General features: G+C 74.5%; 14 protein-coding genes. 3 read left to right on the top strand and 11 right to left on the bottom strand.

Annotation, left to right across the window (positions count from 1 at the left end; all coding sequences use genetic code 11):
• Nucleotides 1–125 precede the first annotated feature (125 nt).
• Both ACYX4T_RS19025 and ACYX4T_RS19020 read right to left on the bottom strand, forming a co-directional pair.
• Nucleotides 126–878, bottom strand: a complete 753-nt coding sequence (locus ACYX4T_RS19025; protein WP_476010847.1) for a metal-sulfur cluster assembly factor — start codon at nucleotides 876–878, stop codon at nucleotides 126–128.
• Nucleotides 875–1,939 (bottom strand): amidohydrolase family protein, encoded by a 1,065-nt coding sequence (locus ACYX4T_RS19020; protein ID WP_476010846.1) that lies wholly within the window; start codon nucleotides 1,937–1,939, stop codon nucleotides 875–877. The genes ACYX4T_RS19025 and ACYX4T_RS19020 overlap by 4 nt, the downstream gene beginning before the upstream one ends.
• A gap of 195 nt (nucleotides 1,940–2,134) precedes the next feature.
• On the opposite strand from ACYX4T_RS19020, the gene ACYX4T_RS19015 reads away from it, so the two are divergent.
• The gene (locus ACYX4T_RS19015; protein WP_476010845.1) at nucleotides 2,135–2,827 is read left to right on the top strand and encodes an SDR family oxidoreductase; all 693 of its coding nucleotides are present in this window, start codon (nucleotides 2,135–2,137) and stop codon (nucleotides 2,825–2,827) included.
• A 15-nt stretch (nucleotides 2,828–2,842) separates the two neighbouring features.
• Here the strand turns inward: ACYX4T_RS19015 and ACYX4T_RS19010 are convergent, their stop codons facing one another.
• The 7 genes from ACYX4T_RS19010 to ACYX4T_RS18980 all read right to left on the bottom strand — a co-directional run bounded on the left by ACYX4T_RS19010 (nucleotide 2,843) and on the right by ACYX4T_RS18980 (nucleotide 9,855).
• Complete coding sequence (locus ACYX4T_RS19010) at nucleotides 2,843–3,817, bottom strand: glycine betaine ABC transporter substrate-binding protein (protein ID WP_476010844.1); 975 nt, start codon at nucleotides 3,815–3,817, stop codon at nucleotides 2,843–2,845.
• A gap of 132 nt (nucleotides 3,818–3,949) precedes the next feature.
• Nucleotides 3,950–4,972: a glycine betaine ABC transporter substrate-binding protein gene (locus tag ACYX4T_RS19005; protein WP_476010843.1), complete on the bottom strand. Its 1,023-nt coding sequence runs from the start codon at nucleotides 4,970–4,972 to the stop codon at nucleotides 3,950–3,952.
• Nucleotides 4,973–5,050: 78 nt separating this feature from the next.
• On the bottom strand, nucleotides 5,051–5,863 hold the full coding sequence (locus ACYX4T_RS19000) for an ABC transporter permease (RefSeq protein WP_476010842.1): 813 nt from the start codon (nucleotides 5,861–5,863) through the stop codon (nucleotides 5,051–5,053).
• Nucleotides 5,860–6,990, bottom strand: coding sequence for an ABC transporter ATP-binding protein (locus tag ACYX4T_RS18995; protein ID WP_476010841.1), 1,131 nt, complete (start codon nucleotides 6,988–6,990; stop codon nucleotides 5,860–5,862). The genes ACYX4T_RS19000 and ACYX4T_RS18995 overlap by 4 nt, the downstream gene beginning before the upstream one ends.
• Entirely contained in the window at nucleotides 6,983–7,669 is a 687-nt protein-coding gene (locus tag ACYX4T_RS18990; RefSeq protein ID WP_476010840.1) for an ABC transporter permease, read from the bottom strand. Before ACYX4T_RS18990 ends, ACYX4T_RS18995 begins: the two co-directional genes overlap by 8 nt.
• A complete protein-coding gene (locus ACYX4T_RS18985) occupies nucleotides 7,666–8,727 on the bottom strand; it encodes an IclR family transcriptional regulator (protein WP_476010839.1) in 1,062 nt (353 codons plus the stop codon). Before ACYX4T_RS18985 ends, ACYX4T_RS18990 begins: the two co-directional genes overlap by 4 nt.
• Nucleotides 8,728–9,096: 369 nt before the next feature.
• A complete protein-coding gene (locus tag ACYX4T_RS18980) occupies nucleotides 9,097–9,855 on the bottom strand; it encodes a DUF6474 family protein (RefSeq protein WP_476010838.1) in 759 nt (252 codons plus the stop codon).
• Nucleotides 9,856–10,121: 266 nt separating this feature from the next.
• On the opposite strand from ACYX4T_RS18980, the gene ACYX4T_RS18975 reads away from it, so the two are divergent.
• A complete protein-coding gene (locus tag ACYX4T_RS18975; protein ID WP_476010837.1) occupies nucleotides 10,122–11,888 on the top strand; it encodes a TM0106 family RecB-like putative nuclease in 1,767 nt (588 codons plus the stop codon).
• A gap of 16 nt (nucleotides 11,889–11,904) precedes the next feature.
• Here ACYX4T_RS18975 and ACYX4T_RS18970 read toward each other — a convergent pair whose 3' ends face one another.
• Both ACYX4T_RS18970 and ACYX4T_RS18965 read right to left on the bottom strand, forming a co-directional pair.
• On the bottom strand, nucleotides 11,905–12,663 hold the full coding sequence (locus tag ACYX4T_RS18970) for an SDR family NAD(P)-dependent oxidoreductase (RefSeq protein WP_476010836.1): 759 nt from the start codon (nucleotides 12,661–12,663) through the stop codon (nucleotides 11,905–11,907).
• 120 nt (nucleotides 12,664–12,783) lie between these two features.
• Nucleotides 12,784–14,004 (bottom strand): class I SAM-dependent methyltransferase, encoded by a 1,221-nt coding sequence (locus ACYX4T_RS18965; protein ID WP_476010835.1) that lies wholly within the window; start codon nucleotides 14,002–14,004, stop codon nucleotides 12,784–12,786.
• A gap of 295 nt (nucleotides 14,005–14,299) precedes the next feature.
• On the opposite strand from ACYX4T_RS18965, the gene ACYX4T_RS18960 reads away from it, so the two are divergent.
• A complete protein-coding gene (locus ACYX4T_RS18960) occupies nucleotides 14,300–16,066 on the top strand; it encodes a DNA polymerase III subunit gamma/tau domain-containing protein (protein WP_476010834.1) in 1,767 nt (588 codons plus the stop codon).
• Nucleotide 16,067: the final 1 nt, after the last annotated feature.

The raw sequence follows: 16,067 nt of genomic DNA, 5'->3' as shown, positions 1-16,067 counted from the left end.
AGATGCGTCCACCTCCGACAAACTAACGGGGCTTTCGCTGCTACCGAAGCAGCGAAAGCGCCGTTCGTTCGTCACGAACCCCGCCGGAGCCGCCCAACCGCAGGGCCCTGTCCGCAGCGACCCGCTCAGACGCCGTAGCGCGCCGCGAGCTGGCCGCGGCAGATGCTCGTGTTCGCGTCCACGCCCACCTGGTAGGAGCGGGCCTTGCGCAGGTGGAGCGGCAGGGCCTCGACGCCGACGGTTGCGCCGGTGGGGTCGACGACGAGCGGGTCGGCGTCCCCGGCCGGGATGCCCAGCTCGCGGCGGCGTTCCCGCAGCCGCCGCAGGTCGTCGGAGGCCGGGGCGTCGCCCAGCGTCATGGCCGCCACGTCCTCCGGCGTCGCGCCGGCCCGCATGATCGGGCGGACGACGAGGTCGGTGCCGGCCATGAGCGCGCGCTCGGTGAACGTGCGCCGCAGGTCGTCGAGCTCGGAGACCGCCTCGCCGACCTCGGTGCCCGCCATCGACGACACGAAGCCCGCCCGGGCGGCGACGCCGGCGTTGATGGCGTCGGAGGCGAAGTGGTCGGCGAGGACCACGTCGGCACGGGTCACCCCGGGCGCCGCCGACACCGCGTCGTGGGCGTCGGCGACCATGAGGAACGCGAAGTTCGGGGCGCAGAAGTAGGTGGGCAGGCGCAGCGACACGTGCGCGACCCCGTCGTCGTCCACCGAGCACGACCCGACGAAGTCCAGCGAGACGACGTCGGTGTCGAGCTCGGGGTCGCGGACGGTCCGCAGCGCCTCCCACACCCGCGCCGCCGTGCCGGTCGCGGCGGCGGCCTCGGCCGCGTTCACCCCGCCGGGTCCGGTGGCGCGGGCGTCGGAGAGCACGGTCATGCCTGGGCCACCTCACGGTTGACGAGCTCGGCGTCGTCGGCCGACGCCGGCGCGCTGGCGTCCGACGAGAGCCGGCACTCGGCGGGCACCGGGATGTCGTAGAGCCGCGCGGCGTTCAGCCCGAGGATCTTCTTCTTGCCGTCGACGCCGAGGCGCGGGTAGTCGTCGTACTCGGCGCTCTCCGGGAAGTCCCAGTCGACCAGGCCCTCGACCTGCCACTTCGGTTCCCAGATGTTGTAGTCCGAGCCGAAGGTCATCTTGTCCTCGCCGACCCAGAACAGCAGCTCGCCCATGACCTTGGCGAAGAAGCGCGGGCGGGCGTGCATGAGGCCGCCGAGCACGACCGAGAGGCCGGCGTAGACGTTGGGCTCCTGCGTCGCCATGAAGCAGAAGTCCTCGATGCGCGGCAGGCCCACGTGCTCGACGACGAAGTTCAGGCCCTGGAAGTCGGTGGCGGCGTGGTCGACGTCGGAGACGTCGAAGGCGTCCTTGTCCAGCGGCCAGATCGTCGGGCCCTTGTGGACGTGGATGTTCTTGATGCCCAGCTCCTGGGCCCGCTCGAGGAAGCGGTAGCACTCGGGGTCGGACAGCTTGAAGCCCCGGGAGTCGCCGTTCCACTCCGCGGTGTAGAGCTTGGCGCCGAGCGGCTGGTACCGCTCGACGTTCTTCTCGAACTCCCGCATGCCGGCGTCCCCGTCACGCGGGTCGAAGCGGGTGTTCACCCGGAACTTCTCCGGGTGCTTCTTCGCGAGCTCGCCGTTGCGCTCGCTCGTGTTGAAGCCGTCCTTGTACCACTCGCGCAGGTAGGTCGACTGGAAGATCGCGACGTCGACGTGGCCCTCCTCGAAGACCTCGCGCATCAGCTGGTCCTCGGAGACCTTCTGGAACTCCTCGATCGGCTGGTGGGTCTCGGCCGGGCCGAGGGACTGGTAGGCGTGGAAGCACTCGATCCAGCCCTTGGCGTACTGCTCCGCACCCTGCACCCAGTTCTCGGGCGACGCGTCCCAGTAGTGCATGTGGGAATCGACGACGAAGTACTTCTCACCGTTCTTCTCGTACACGGGTGTGGCCTCCCTGGGTGCGCGGTGGCGTCGCGCGCGGTGGTGGTGGTCGCGTGGGGACCGCTCAAACGCGTCCCACATCACACGTGATCGTTCGGTCGTGGGCAAGGGGACGGTTTCCACCGGTCGCCGAAACGGACAACGGCGCCATCGGCGACGACCCCGGCGCCCCGGCTCGCCGGTATCGTCGGGGCCATGCGCATCGTCATCGCCGGTGGACACGGGAAGATCGCGATGCGGCTGGAGCGACAGGCCGCCCGACGGGGTGACGCGACCGTCGCCCTCATCCGCGACCCCGCGCAGGCCGACGACGTGCGCGAGGCCGGCGCCGAGCCCGTCGTCGCCGACCTCGAGGCCATCGGCTCCGGCGAGCTCGCCGCGCACCTGACCGGCGCCGACGCCGTCGTGTTCGCCGCCGGCGCGGGCCCGGGCAGCACGGTCGAGCGCAAGGGCACGGTCGACCGCGACGCCGCGCTGCTGCTCGCCGACGCCGCGGCGGCCGCCGGGGTGCGGCGCTACCTGCTGGTCTCCGCGATGAACATCGACAGCCCGCCCGCGCCCGGGGACGACGACTCGGTGTGGGCGCACTACCTGCGCGCGAAGAAGGCGGCCGAGGACGCGCTGCGGGCGAGAACGGATCTCGACCTCACGATCCTGCGTCCCGGGCGCCTGACCGACGACCCGGGCACCGGGCTGGTGCGGCTCGGCGCGGTCGGCTCCGCCACCCCGGTCGGCTACGGCGAGGTCACCCGCGACGACGTCGCCGCGGTCCTGCTCGCGCTGCTCGACACCCCGCAGACGGCGGGCGCCGTGCTCGACCTGGTCGGCGGCACGGTCCCCCCGGCGCAGGCCGTGGCCGCGCTCGGCGGGGCGAACGCGCCGCGCTGACTCACCCGCGCCGACTCACCCGGTGAGCCCCTGCTCGCGCAGGAACGCGCGCGCGACCTCGTCGGGGTCGCGGCCTCCCGCGGAGACGCGCTCGTTGAGCTGGCGCATGACCGGCTCGGTCAGCGTCGGCGCGAGCATCCGGCCCACCAGCGCCAGGCGTGGCGCGCGGCCCACCACGTCGCTGCGCACCGTCAGCGCCGCGTTGTAGGGCAGGAAGTAGCCGCGGTCGTCGACGAGCGTGGACAGCCGCAGCGGGTTGAGGCGGCCGTCGGTGGCGAACACCTCGCCGAACGTGCACGGCTTCGCCGCGGCGATGGCGTCGTAGATCTGGTCGATCTGGCGGGTGTGGAGCGAGCGGTCGTCGAGGGTCATCTCGTAGGTCTCGAGCATCCCCTGCAGCCCGTCCTCGCGGCCGGTGAACTCCTGGTCGACGCACAGGGTCCCCTCCGGCGCGCCCGACCGGACGAGGGCGGCGAAGTCGGAGATCGTGCGGACGCGCAGGCGCTGGGCGATGTCGGTGCGGACGCCGATCGCGTAGGTGTTGTTGAACGGGGTGGGGTCGAACCAGCTGACCCGGTTGCCCGCGTCGGCGGTGCGCACGGCCTCGAAGAGCACGCGCGGGTCGGCGATCGTCGACTCCTGCGACAGGTAGAGCCGCCAGGCCGTGCCGGTGTACTCCCAGTACATGTCGATCTGACCGCTGGTCAGGGCGGCGCGGACGTTCGCCGAGCCCTTGGTGTCGCAGCGGTCGACCACCGTCGCGCCGGTCGACTGGAGCACGGCGATGGTCATCTTGCAGAGCACGATCTGCTCGGCGAACTCCTTGCCGCCGACCGTGAGCGTCTGCCCGCTGAGGTCGACCTCGCGCGCGACACTGCCCGGCGGGGTCAGCCGCGGGCTCTCCGAGCAGGCCGCGAGGCACGTCGCGAGGGCCGTGGCGACGGCGACGAGCACGAGGATCGGGACCAGGGAGCGCCGGGATCGGAGCACGGGCGTGCAGCCTTCGTCGTCTCGGAACGGGTGGTGGACGGATCGTCGCCGTGGACGACGACGGCCGGCCGGGGTCCGGGGACCCCGACCGGCCGCCGCCGTCGTCACGCCGTCAGGACATCACCGTCGGGCTCACTGGCCGCCGATGAATCCCTGCTGCTGCAGCCAGCGCGTCGCGACCTGCTGCGGGTCCTGGCCCTGCGAGGACACCTGCCCGTTGAGGTCCAGCATCACCTCGTTGGTCAGGCGCGGGGTGATCGCCTCGAAGACCCGCGCGACGCTCGGGTTCCGGTCGAACACCTGCTGGCGGATGGTCGGCGACGCGTTGTACAGCGGGAAGTAGTTCTTGTCGTCCTGCAGCGTCACCAGGTTCAGGCCGGGAATGCGGCCGTCGGTGGTGAACACCTCGCCGAAGTTGCACGGGTTGCCGTTGGCCGTGGCCTGGTAGATGGCGCCCGTGTCCAGCGTGTTCAGTCGCGGCGGACCGGCCGGCGGGTTGGTGACGCCGTAGGTCCGGAAGAGCCCGGCCAGACCGTCGTCGCGGCCGGCGAACTCGGCCTCGACGCACAGCGTCGCGGCCGGGTTGCCGCTGTTCATGAAGTTGCCCCAGTCCGTCAGCGTGCGCAGGTTGTTCTGCTCGGCGAACGGCCGGGTCGTCGCGATGCCGTACGTGTTGTTGAACGGCGACGGCGGCAGCCACACGATCTGGTTCTGGGCCAGGTCGGCCTGACGGACCGCGTCGTACTGCTGCTGCGAGTCCGGGATCGGCGAGGCGTTGCCGAGGTGGGTGATCCACCCGGTGCCGGTGTACTCCCAGTACATGTCGATCTGGCCGCTGGTGAGCGCCGACCGGGTGGCCGCGGTACCGGTGATGTTGCACCGGTTGTTGGCCGTCGCGCCCACCGACTGGAGGGCCGCGATCGTCATGTTGCAGAGCACGAGCTGCTCGTCGAACTCCTTGCCCCCGACCGTGTAGGTCTGTCCGGCGAGGTTGATGCCGCTCGCGGCGAGGCTGCCGCCCTGGGCCTCGGGCTGGCCGCTGCCCGACAGGCCGCCGCAGCCGGCGGCCAGCAGGGCCGTGGCGGCGAGCGTCACCGCGCCCGCCCGCCAACCGGAACGACGACCGGCACGGCCGCCGCGGAATGTCCACCGCACAGTGATCTCCTTATCCTCCGGGGTCGGCCGGGCCTCGCGCGCGGGGCGGACGGCCGAGAGAAAACTCGAGGGCGGGCGCTAGCCCGACCGGGTGACGACGACCCGCTCGGCGACGCCGGCGAGCCAGTCGATGAGCAGGGCCAGCGCCGCGATGATGCCGCCGGCCACGAGCAGGACGTTGATGCGGTTGAGGCGCAGGGCCTGCTGCACGAGCTCGCCGAGCCCGCCCGCACCGATGTAGCTCGCGAGGGTGGCGGTACCGACGTTGAGCACCAGCGCGACCCGCAGGCCGGCGACGATGACCGGCACCGCCAGCGGGACCTCGACGCGGAAGAGCGTCTGGCGCGCCGACATCCCCATGCCCCGTGCCGCCTCGATCAGCGACTGGTCGACCTGCTGCAGGCCGATGACCGTGTTGCGGAGGACGGGCAGCAGGGCCGCCAGCGTGAGGCCGATGACCGCCGTCGTCGGACCGAAGCTGAAGGCGAACGCCATGAGCAGGAGGACACCGAACGGCGGCAGGGCCTGGGCGAACCCGCCGACGGCCAGGACCGGGCCCTGGAGGCGCCGGGCCCAGCGCCGGCTGAGCATGATGCCGACCGGCACCGCGATGACGAGCACGAGGATCGTCGACACGGCCGCGAGCACGAGGTGCTGGCGCAGCAGACCGAGGACGTTCGCGGGCTCGAGCACGCGCTGCTCGATGGTGTCGAGCTGCTGGGTCGAGATGTAGAGGAACAGCAGGCCGAGCCCGACGACGATGATCGCCGGGAGGATGACGAGGTCGTAGTGCTGGGCCCACAACCTCGCGGCGGTGCCCTGCTTCTTCTCCTCCTCCTCGGCGGCCGCGTCGGCCTGGGCGTCGATGGTCTCGCTCGTCGCGGTGCTCATGCCTTGCGCTCCCTCGTGCGCAGGCCGCCGACGAGGTCGTTCCAGTGCAGGACGCCCTGGGCGCGCCCCTCCTCGTCGACCACGGCCACCAGCGACGCCGACCCGTCGAGCATGACGTCGACGGCGTCGTAGACCGTGCCCGAGATCGGCACCGTCACCAGCGGCGTGCCCGTCGCGTCGGCGCCGGGCACGTGGCGCCACGACACCGGCTTGCCCGAGCCGTCGACCTCGGCGACCGGGGTGCCGTTGCGGCCCGGCGCGGCGCTCGCCCCGGCCTCGTCGGTCTCGATCGGGTGCAGCTCCAGGTGCGCGAGCTCCAGCAGGGACAGGCGCCGGACCGCGGCCCCGCCGCCCACGAAGTCGGAGACGAAGTCGTTGGCCGGGCGGGTCAGGACCGTCTCGGGGTCGTCGTACTGCTCGAGCCGGCCGGTCGCGAAGACGGCGATCTTGTCACCGAGCTTCACGGCCTCCTGGAGGTCGTGGGTGACGAACGCGATCGTCTTGCCGACCGTGCGCTGGATCTCGAGGAACTCGTCCTGGAGCCGGTCGCGGGTGATCGGGTCGATGGCGCCGAACGGCTCGTCCATGAGCATGACGGGCGGGTCCGCGGCCAGCGCCCGGGCGACGCCGACGCGCTGCTGCTGGCCGCCCGAGAGCTGGCGCGGGTAGCGGTCGCGGAACGTCGACGGCTCGAGGCCGACGAGGTGGAGGAGCTCGTCGGCGCGCTCGCGGATGCGTCCCTTGTCCCAGCCGAGCATCTTCGGGACCACGCCGATGTTGTCGGCGATGGAGAAGTGCGGGAAGAGGCCGCCCTGCTGGATGACGTAGCCGATCTCCCGGCGGAGCTGGTCACCGTTGACGTGGGTGACGTCCTTGCCGTCGAGCATGATGCGGCCGGACGTGGGCTCGATCAGCCGGTTGATCATCTTGAGCGTGGTCGTCTTGCCGCAGCCCGAGGGGCCGATCAGCATGACGATCTCGCCCTGCGGGATGTGCATGTCGAGCTGGCTCACCGCGGGCTGGGTGCTGCCCGGGTAGATCTTCTCGACGCCCTCCAGGACGATCATGTCGGGCTTGCCCGCACCGTCGGGGGTCTCGACGATGGGCTGGTCTGTGGTCTCAGACACGGATCCCCCTGGGGATGGTCAGGCGCTGGACGATGGCGAAGAAGATCTCGAAGACGGCGGCCACCACGAGGCAGAAGAGCGTGCCCGTGAGGACCTGGAAGAAGGAGTTCGCCGCGCCGATGCGGGAGATCCCGTTCAGCAGCAGGATCCCGAGGCCGGGGCCCTGGACCACGGCGCCGACCACGGCGATCGAGATCGAGATCAGCGTGGTGACGCGGATGCCGTTGAGGATGACCGGCCACGCCAGCGGCAGCTGGATGGTGAGCAGCCGGCGCATCCTGCTGTAGCCGAGCCCGCGCGCCGACTCGAGCACCGCACGGTCGACGGTCGTGAGGCCCGCCACCGTGTTCCGGAGCACCGTGTAGAGCGTGTAGATGACGAGGACGATGATCGCCGTCGTCACGCCCAGGCCGGTGAACGGCAGGAAGAGCGCGTAGAGGGCCAGCGAGGGCACGGTGAGCAGGGCGGCCGTGAAGACCAGGCCGCCCTCGCGGACGCCGGCGGCGAACCAGTCGACCGAGAAGCGCGGGGGGTCGGGCTCGCCGGTGGAGACCGCCAATCCCAGCGCGACGCTGATCGCCGAGCCGATGCCGACGGCGATGAGGACCACGAGGAAGTGGGCCTGGGTCAGGAAGAGGATCTGCTGGGAGTTCTCGCTGAGGTAGTCCAGGAAGGTCACGACGCTCCTCTCTCGGGAGCAGGGGGAGTGGACAGGGGGGAGACGTCTTCGGGGGCGAGCGGAGCGACGGGGGATTCTCCGGGGGCGAGCGGAGCGACGGGGGATTCTTCGGGGGCGAGCGGAGCGACGGGGGAGCCGGTGGCCGGGCCGGGTGGTCCGGCGCGGGCGGTGGCACGGCCCGGCGGGCTCGCCTCCGCCCCCAGGGACCGGGACAGGTCGGAGGCCGCCCGCAGCACCGCGGCGCGGACCTCGTCGAGGACGGGGTCGACGCGGGACTCGGGCCCGCTCACCCCGAGGGCGGCCACCACCGCGCCGCTGCTGTCGCGCACGGGGGCGCCGAGGGAGAGCAGGCCGCGGTCGGTCTCGTGACGGGCGAGAGCCCATCCCCGGCGGCGCTCGTCGCCGACCCGCGACACGAGCTCGTCGAGCGAGCGCGGCGCGGCCGGGCCGGCGGGCCCGAGGCCCTCGGGGACGATGATGCGCGCGATCGCGGCCGTGTCGAGGTCGAACAGGAGCGCACGACCGGTGGCGGTGCACGACAACGGCATCGTGCGTCCCACCCACCCCGCGGCGCGCAGCTCGCTGTCCGGCGCGGCGGTGCTGATGGTCATGACGGTGCCGCCGCTGCGGATGCCGACGTCGATCCGCTCGCCGAGCAGCACTGCCTCGCGCGCGACGGTGGCGTCGGCCTCGTCGCGCAGGCGGCGGTCCACGGCGGTCGCGCCGATGGCGAACAGCCGGGTGCCGATGCGGTAGCGCAGCGAGCCGGGCTCGCGGTCGACGTACCCGGCGTCGGCGAGGAGCTTGAGCAGGCGCGAGACCTGCGACTTGTCACGCCCGAGCTGGCGGGCGATCTCGACGACGCCGAGCGAGGACGGCCCGCCGGGGGCGCCGAGGAGGTCGAGGACGTCGAGCGCCCGATGCACGGGGCCGCCGGCCTCGTCGCGGGAGCGGCGCCCGCGCGGGGCGGGGGCGGACGTCTCGGACGTGCCGAGCGCGGTGGCGGGGGAGCGGGGTGCGGGCGTCTCCGGGCTGCCGGTGCGCGCACGAGGGCTCACGGCCCGCCCTCCCCTCCGGTGTCCCCGTCGTCGCGGACGTCCCTGGTGGGCGTCTGAGGCAACGGGCGTTGTCCCTGCGACAACGGCTGCCGGGACAGTAGGCGGGAGACACGGGGTTGTCACCCCGTTGGTCCGACATTCGAGCGATGTTCACCGCGCACAACCGACCGCGGACGGTGGTCGGATGCGCTCCGTCAGGTCGGACATCCGGCCATCCCCGCAGCTCCGCGCCGACATCGTGACCCGGGTCACGTCCCGATGAGCGCCTGCGTCACGGGCGGTGACGTGGACGCCGTATCGCGATCGTGATGTGTCGGGAACATCCGCGGTCGCCCGTTCGGGCCAACCGCCGGGGGACGCCGGGGCGGATCAGGCGCGGCCGGCGGGGCCCTGGGAGTCGATCGCGGTGCGCTGGCCGCCACCGAGACCCCACATGCCGAGCAGCCGGTCCTCGATCCGCTCGAGCTCGCCCGCGATCGCGACGTGGGCGCTGCGGCGCCGGCTCGAGGGCATCTGGTCCGCCGCGCGGATCGCGGACTCCATGTCCGTGAGCCGCTGCTCCGCGTCCTCGACGAAGGACCGGATCTCGCGCGCGCGGTCGTCGTCGCCGGCGCCGTGGCGGTCACGCAGGTCGTGCGCGGACAGGGCGAGGTTGTGCACGCGGGCGTAGAGGTGTGCGCCGCGGCCGGTGAACTCGGAGAGCTCGTCGGGGGCGATCCCGAGCTGGCGGGCGCGGTGGGCGTCCCAGCGGTCCCGCGCCACGCCGACGGCCTGGTAGACGATCGGGGCGACCACGGGCACCACGACCCGCGCGATCCCGATGTAGCGCTTGATCTTCGCGCCGGTCCAGGGGTCGACGGCGGCGCCCTCGAGCCCGTCGTCGGACTCGAGCTCGGACTCGTCGGACTTCCGGCGCTTCTTCGCGGCCTTGAGCGCCTTCTTGTCGCCGAGGAGGGTCGCCTCCTGGGTCTCCGCGAGGTGACGCGCGGCCAGTGCCGCCCGGCGCCGTTCCTTCTGCGCCTTGACGGCGAGGTCCGCGGCCTTGCGGCTGACGACGAAGACGTCGTCGCCGACCTGCGTCGCGTCCGCCTCCGTCGCGGGCCGTCCGCGGCGCCGCAGCAGTCCCATGGGCCCTCCCGTCGTCGTGCCCGTGGGCGCGGCGCCCCGGACGGATCGCCCGCACCCTAGTGGCCGGGCGGACACGCCGGAGAAGTGATCGTCCCCGCGCGTCGGTGCGCGGTGTCGGGGACGGTCCCGGCCGGTCGGGGGCCGTATGCCCGGGTCCTCCCCGCGCCACACCCGCCGGTGCCCCGGACGGGGTCCCGGACGGGCTCCCGGACGCTGAGGAGCCCGCGACCAGCGGCGCTGTCGGGGTGACGTGGGAAACTCGCGCCATGAGCACGACCGCCGCGTACGAGGCCGACGACGGGTGTCCGCCCGCCGCGCCCGCCCCGACGCGGCGGCCGGTCCTGCTCGACGCCGCCGCGACCACGCGGTGCCGCCGCCGGGTCCACCTCGAGCACGTGCCGCCCGAGGACCTCGGGCCCGGGGGCGTGCCGGCCGGCGACGACGCCGACCCCGGGGTCGCGATGCGCCGTGCCGACGCGGCGGCGCACCGGGCGGTGCTGGCCGCGCGCTGGGCGGAGCTGCTGGGCTCCCGCTGGGCGGCGGTGCCCGCGGCGCCGACAGCCGCGGCCCGCGTCGTCGCGACGCGCGAGCTGCTGGCCGACGACGAGCGCCGGCCCGACGTCGTGGGCAACGCGGAGCTCCCGGCGGCCGAGGGGCGCCGTGGCGGGGCGGAGGCGCTGGTGCGCGCGGTGCCCGGCGAGCCGGCCTCGGGCTGGTGGCCGCTCATCGTCGTGCGCCACCGCGTGACCGACCCGGGCGAGGGCGCGCTGACCTCGCCGCTCGGGCAGCCCTACCCCGAGGCGGCGACGTCCGACGGGACGCGGCGGGTCCGCACGGTCACGCGCGACGTCATGCGCCTGGCCCACCTGCACCGCATGCTGCGCGCCGCCGGCCTCGCGCCGCCCGAGGCGCCGGACGCGCCGGTGTGGGGCGGGGTCGTCGGCATGGACGCGGACGTCGTGGTGTGGATCGACCTCGCCGACGCCGGGCCCGGCGGGCGCAGCGCGCTCGAGACCTACGACCGGCGCCACGGCGACCGGCTCGCCGTCGCCGAGTCCGCCCGCGCGCGGGGGCCCGCGCTGGCCGAGCCCTCGCGGATCACCGAGTGCCGCCGCTGCCCCTGGTGGCCGACGTGCGAGTCCGCGCTGCGGGCGGCCGACGACGTCAGCCTCGTCGTGCGCGGCGACGCCGCCCTTCGCCTGCGCGGCCGGGGTGTCACGACGGTGCGCGAGCTCGCGGCGCTCGACCCGGCGGCGGGGCTGCCCGGCCCGGAGCCGGACCCGGAGCTCCCCGAGGTCGGCGAGGTGCCGGACCTCGTCGAGGCCGTGGCGCTCGCCCGGGCCTGGACCCGCGACGTCCCGCTCGTGCGCCGCGTCGCCCGCCCCGTGGTGGCGCGGGGCGACGTCGAGGTGGACGTCGACATGGAGAGCCTCGGCGAGGACGGCGCCTACCTGTGGGGCGCCCTGCTCACCGGCGCGGACATCGGGCTCGAGCACGGCTACCGGGCGTTCGTGACGTGGGACCCGCTACCCACCCGCGACGAGGGGCGCTCGTTCGGCGAGTTCTGGACGTGGCTCACGGAGGTCCGGGCCCGCTGCGCCGCGCGCGGGCTCGTGCTGCGCGCCTACTGCTACAACGAGCAGGCCGAGAACCGCTGGCTGCGGGCCTCGGCCGAGCGCTTCGCGGGCATGCCCGGCGTGCCCCCGGCCGCCGAGGTCGAGGAGTTCATCGCGTCCGAGGCGTGGATCGACCTGTTCCCCGCCGTCAGCGAGTCGTTCCTGTGCCCCCACGGCAAGGGCCTCAAGCGGGTCGCGCCGTCGGCGGGCTTCTCCTGGCACGACCCGGAGGCCGGCGGGGAGAACTCCATGCGCTGGTACCGGGACGCGGTCGGGCTCGACGGCGGCGAGCCCGACCCCGGCCAGCGCGAACGCCTGCTGGTCTACAACGCCGACGACGTGTGGGCCACGTGGACGCTGCGCACATGGATGACCTCGGAGCGTGTGCTCGAGGTGCCCCACCTCGCCGATCTCTAGCGGGCCCCGTGGGCGGTCAGCGGGGCTGCATCCGCAGGCCTCCGTCGAAGCGGATGACCTCGGCGTTGAGGTAGTCGTGCTCGATGATCTGGGCGACGAGCTGCGCGTACTCGTCGGGGCGCCCGAGCCGCTGCGGGAACGGGATGCCGGCGGCGAGCTGCTCGCGGAACGAGTCCTCGACACCGGCGAGCATCGGGGTGTCGATGATCCCGGGCGCGATCGTCATGACGCGGATGCCGTACTGCGCGAGGTCGCGCGCCGCGGGCACCGTCATGCCGACCACGCCGCCCTTGGACGCCGAGTACGCGATCTGACCGATCTGGCCCTCGAACGCCGCGACCGACGCGGTGTTGACGACGACCCCGCGGGCGCCGTCGGCGAGCGGCTCGGTCTGCGCGACGGCCTCGGCGGCCAGCCGCATCACGTTGAAGGTGCCGATCAGGTTGACGCCGATGACCTGGTTGAACAGCGCGAGGTCGTGCGGCCCCTTCTTCGACAGCACGCGGCCGGCGGTGCCGATGCCCGCGCAGTTGACGACGACGCGCAGCGGCAGCCCGGTGGCCGTGGCCGCCTCGACCGCCGCGGCCACCTGGTCGCCGTCGGTCACGTCGGCCCCCACGTACTCGACGCCGTCGAGCGCCTCGGCGCCGTCCACGGCCTTCGGCAGGTCGATGGCGACGACCCGCGCTCCGTCCTTCGCGAGCCGGCGCACGGTGGCGCCGCCGAGGCCGGAGGCCCCGCCGGTGACGATCGCGGCGACGTCGGTGGTGTCCATCTCTCTGCGGCGCTCCTCTGCGGCACGGTCACGACAGGGGGTCCTGTACCCCGTGCGGGAGGCTAACCCCGACATCGCGGCGCGGTCAGCACTGACTGTTCGTGAACGGCGCCACGTCGGTCAGGGACGGGCGATGCCGAGCTGGTAGTCGTCGAGGTAGCCCGACGCGAACCCGGCCTCGGAGTAGGCGAGGTAGAAGTCCCACATGCGCACGAAGGTCTCGTCGAACCCGAGCGCGCGCACCTCCGGCTCGTGCTCGAGGAACGTCGCGCGCCAGCGGTGCAGCGTCTCGGCGTAGTCGAGCCCGATCGAGCGCCGGTCGACCACCGCCATCGACGTGTGCCGCGCCAGCGTCCCGTCGATCGCCTCGAGGCTCGGGATGAGGCCGCCGGGGAAGACGTACTTGTGGATCCAGGTGTACGACGACTTGGTCGCCTCGAGGCGGTGGTGCGGCATCGTGATCGACTGCAGCCCGAAGCGGCCGCCCGGTGCGAGCAGCCGGTCGACGGTCGTGAAGTACTCGGGCCAGAAGTGCGCCCCGACCGCCTCGATCATCTCCACGCTGATCACGGCGTCGTAGGTGCCGGTGGCCTCGCGGTAGTCGCGGACGTCGATCGTGATCCGGTCGGAGACGCCGGCCCGCTCGGCGCGGACGCGCGCGAGCTCGGCCTGCTCGACCGACAGGGTCAGCGTGGTGACCCGCGCGCCGCGGCGGGCGGCGCGGATCGCGGTCTCGCCCCAGCCGGTGCCGATCTCCAGCACGTGCTGCCCGGCGCGCACGCCGGCCAGGTCGAGGACGCCGTCGATCTTGCGGTGCTGGGCGTCGACGAGGGGCTCGCCGGGACGCTCGGGGTCGAACCAGGCGGCCGAGTACATCATCGACTCGTCGAGGAAGAGCGCGAAGAGCTCGTTCGACAGGTCGTAGTGGCGGTGCACGTTCTCCTGGGACACCTCGGCGTCGGCGGCGACCTCCTCGCGCGGCTGCCCGCGGTCGTAGAGGCGGCGCAGCCCGCGCAGCGGTCGCGGGACGAGCTCCTCGACGTGGTCGGTGAGGGTGCGCAGCACGCCGACGAGGTCGTCGGAGTCCCAGTCGCCGACCATCCAGGCCTCGCCGAAGCCGATCAGGCCGAGCCTGCCGAGACGGGTGAAGAACGCCTCGGGCCGGATCAGGCGCAGGCCGGGCCCGGAGGTGTCGCCCTCGAGCGACCCGTCCGGCCACACGAGGTGCATCGGCAGCCGCTTCATCGCCGCGCGGACCAGGCCGCGGGCCACGCTCATCCGCAGCTGGTGCTCGCCGGGGTCCTGCAGGCCCGGCCAGACGCCCTCGGCGGGCCTCGGCACGACGCGGCCGGTGGCAGGGGCGGTACTGCGCGTGCTCGGCGACACTGGGTCGTCCTCTCGTCCGCGGCCCTCGGGCTGGACCGCTGGGGCCTCGGCTGACGGTCGTGGGTGGCGCAGCCCGTGCACGCCACGTCGCCGCCTCCTTCGCGACGCGCCGCCGAGGTGTTCGCTGCTTTTCGCGGAGATCACGTCGGAGCCGGTCTCGCGTGACCGCTCACGGACCGCTGTCGTGCGTTACCGTGCGGAACCTGCCCAGGTCGGACGCGGTCCGGCGGCGACCGTGGAGGAAGGTGCGATGGGCGTCCCGGAGCAGCTGCGACGGCTCGACGAGGACCTGGCCACCGGCCGGGTCGACGCCGAGTCCTACCGGCGCCGACGGGACGCGATCCTCGCGAGCCGCCTGCCCCCGCCGCCCGCCGCGCGCGACGACCTCGACGACAGCGAGCTCGACGCGGCCGAGCGCGAGCTGGGGTTCGACCCCGAGTTCGACGCCGGGTACGCGGCGGGGCGTCCGCCCGGCGGCGGTGCGGATCGGTCGGCGCCGCGGGCGGGTGGGACGCCGTCACGGCCGGGTGGGCCGTCGGCTCCGGGGTCCCCGAACGGGCGGCCCCCCGCGGGCCCGCCTCCGGGTGACCGCCCCGTCCCGCCCCCGGGGCCGGCGAGCCGGCCGACCGGTGGACCGGCCGGGCCCGGCGGACCCGCCGGAGGAACCGGAGGACCCGGCGCACCGCAGGCGGGCGGACCCGCCGGCGGTGCGGGCCACGGGCCGGCACCGCCGGCCGGCGCTCCGAGCCCCGCGGGACCCGCGGGATCCGAGCCCCGGCGTCCGCCGGACGGGCGTGACGGCGGCGCGCGCGGGCCGACGGCCGACACCCCCGGCGTACCGCCACCCGCCGGCGGCCCGACGGGCGGACCGTCGCGGCCGTCCGACCCGGCCCCCGGCGCGCCCCCGTCCCCGCCGGCACCACGGGCCGCCGGCGCCGCCGACGCCGCGGTGGCCCTGCCGGCCGCCGGCGCGGTGGCCGGCGCCCTCGCCCCGAGCGAGCCCCCGGCCACGGGGGAGCCCGGCACCGGAGAGCCGACGAGCTCGGCGACCCCGGGCTCGCCGATGGCCGAGGAGCCGACACCGGCGGAGCGCCCGGCGGCGTCGAGCGGCGCCACCGCCGAGGCCTCGGCGCCACCATCGGCGCAGGCTCCGTCGTCCACGGAGACCTCGTCGTCCACGCAGAGCTCGCCGCCTGCGGACAGCCCGGCGCCCGTCGAGCCCGCGTTCGTCGAGCCCGTGCCGGCCGAGCCCACGCCCGTCGAGCCCGACGCGGCCGAGCCCGCGGCGGCCGAGCCCGCGGCAGCCGAGCCCGAGCCCGACGAGCCCGCGTCGGCCGAACCCGCCTCCGACCCGCCTGCCGGGCAGGACGAGCCGGCCGCCCCCCGCGGCATCCCGGTCCCGGCGACGCCCGCGGAGGCGCCGCCGCTGCCCGAGACGCGCTCGTCGCCCGGGCTGCGTCCCCCGCCGCCCCCGGCCGAGGAGGGCGACGTCGAGACCGACGAGCGGCCCCTGCCGGCCGACCCCTTCCCGCCGCCGTTCCGGTGGTCGGCGGACCAGGCGGAGGACGCCTCGCCCGACACGACACAGGTGGTGCGCGACGCCGCGGGTCCGGCCGCCGCCGACCGCACGCAGGTCGTGAGCCGGGGGGAGCGGGCGCCGGTGGCGGAGGAGACCCAGGTGGTGCGCCGGCGTCCGGCCGCGGAGCCGCCGTGGTCGGGACCGCCGGGACGCGCCGGGCGTTCTCCGTGGGCCGGCGGCCCCGCCCGGCAGGCGTCCCCGCCGCCGGAGCGCACGCAGTTCGTGCCCGGCGCGCCGGCGCGGTCGGCGGGGGGCGGCGTCGTGCGCCCCGAGGACACCGCGCCGCCGTGGGCGAGCGCCGCCGCCCGCTCCGAGGGGTTGCAGGGCCGCGAGCTCTTCGCCCGCGGACCCGGGCCCCGGGCCGGCGTCATCCTGGGGACCGTCGCCCTGCTGCTGCTCGTCGCGATCGTGCTGGTGGCGTCGATCGCGCTGGCGTGAG

This window comes from Actinomycetospora sp. ABD4_176, from assembly GCF_056311855.1.
The sequence above is the reverse complement of the archived record's forward strand: the minus strand, read 5'-3'. Positions and strand labels throughout refer to the sequence as shown.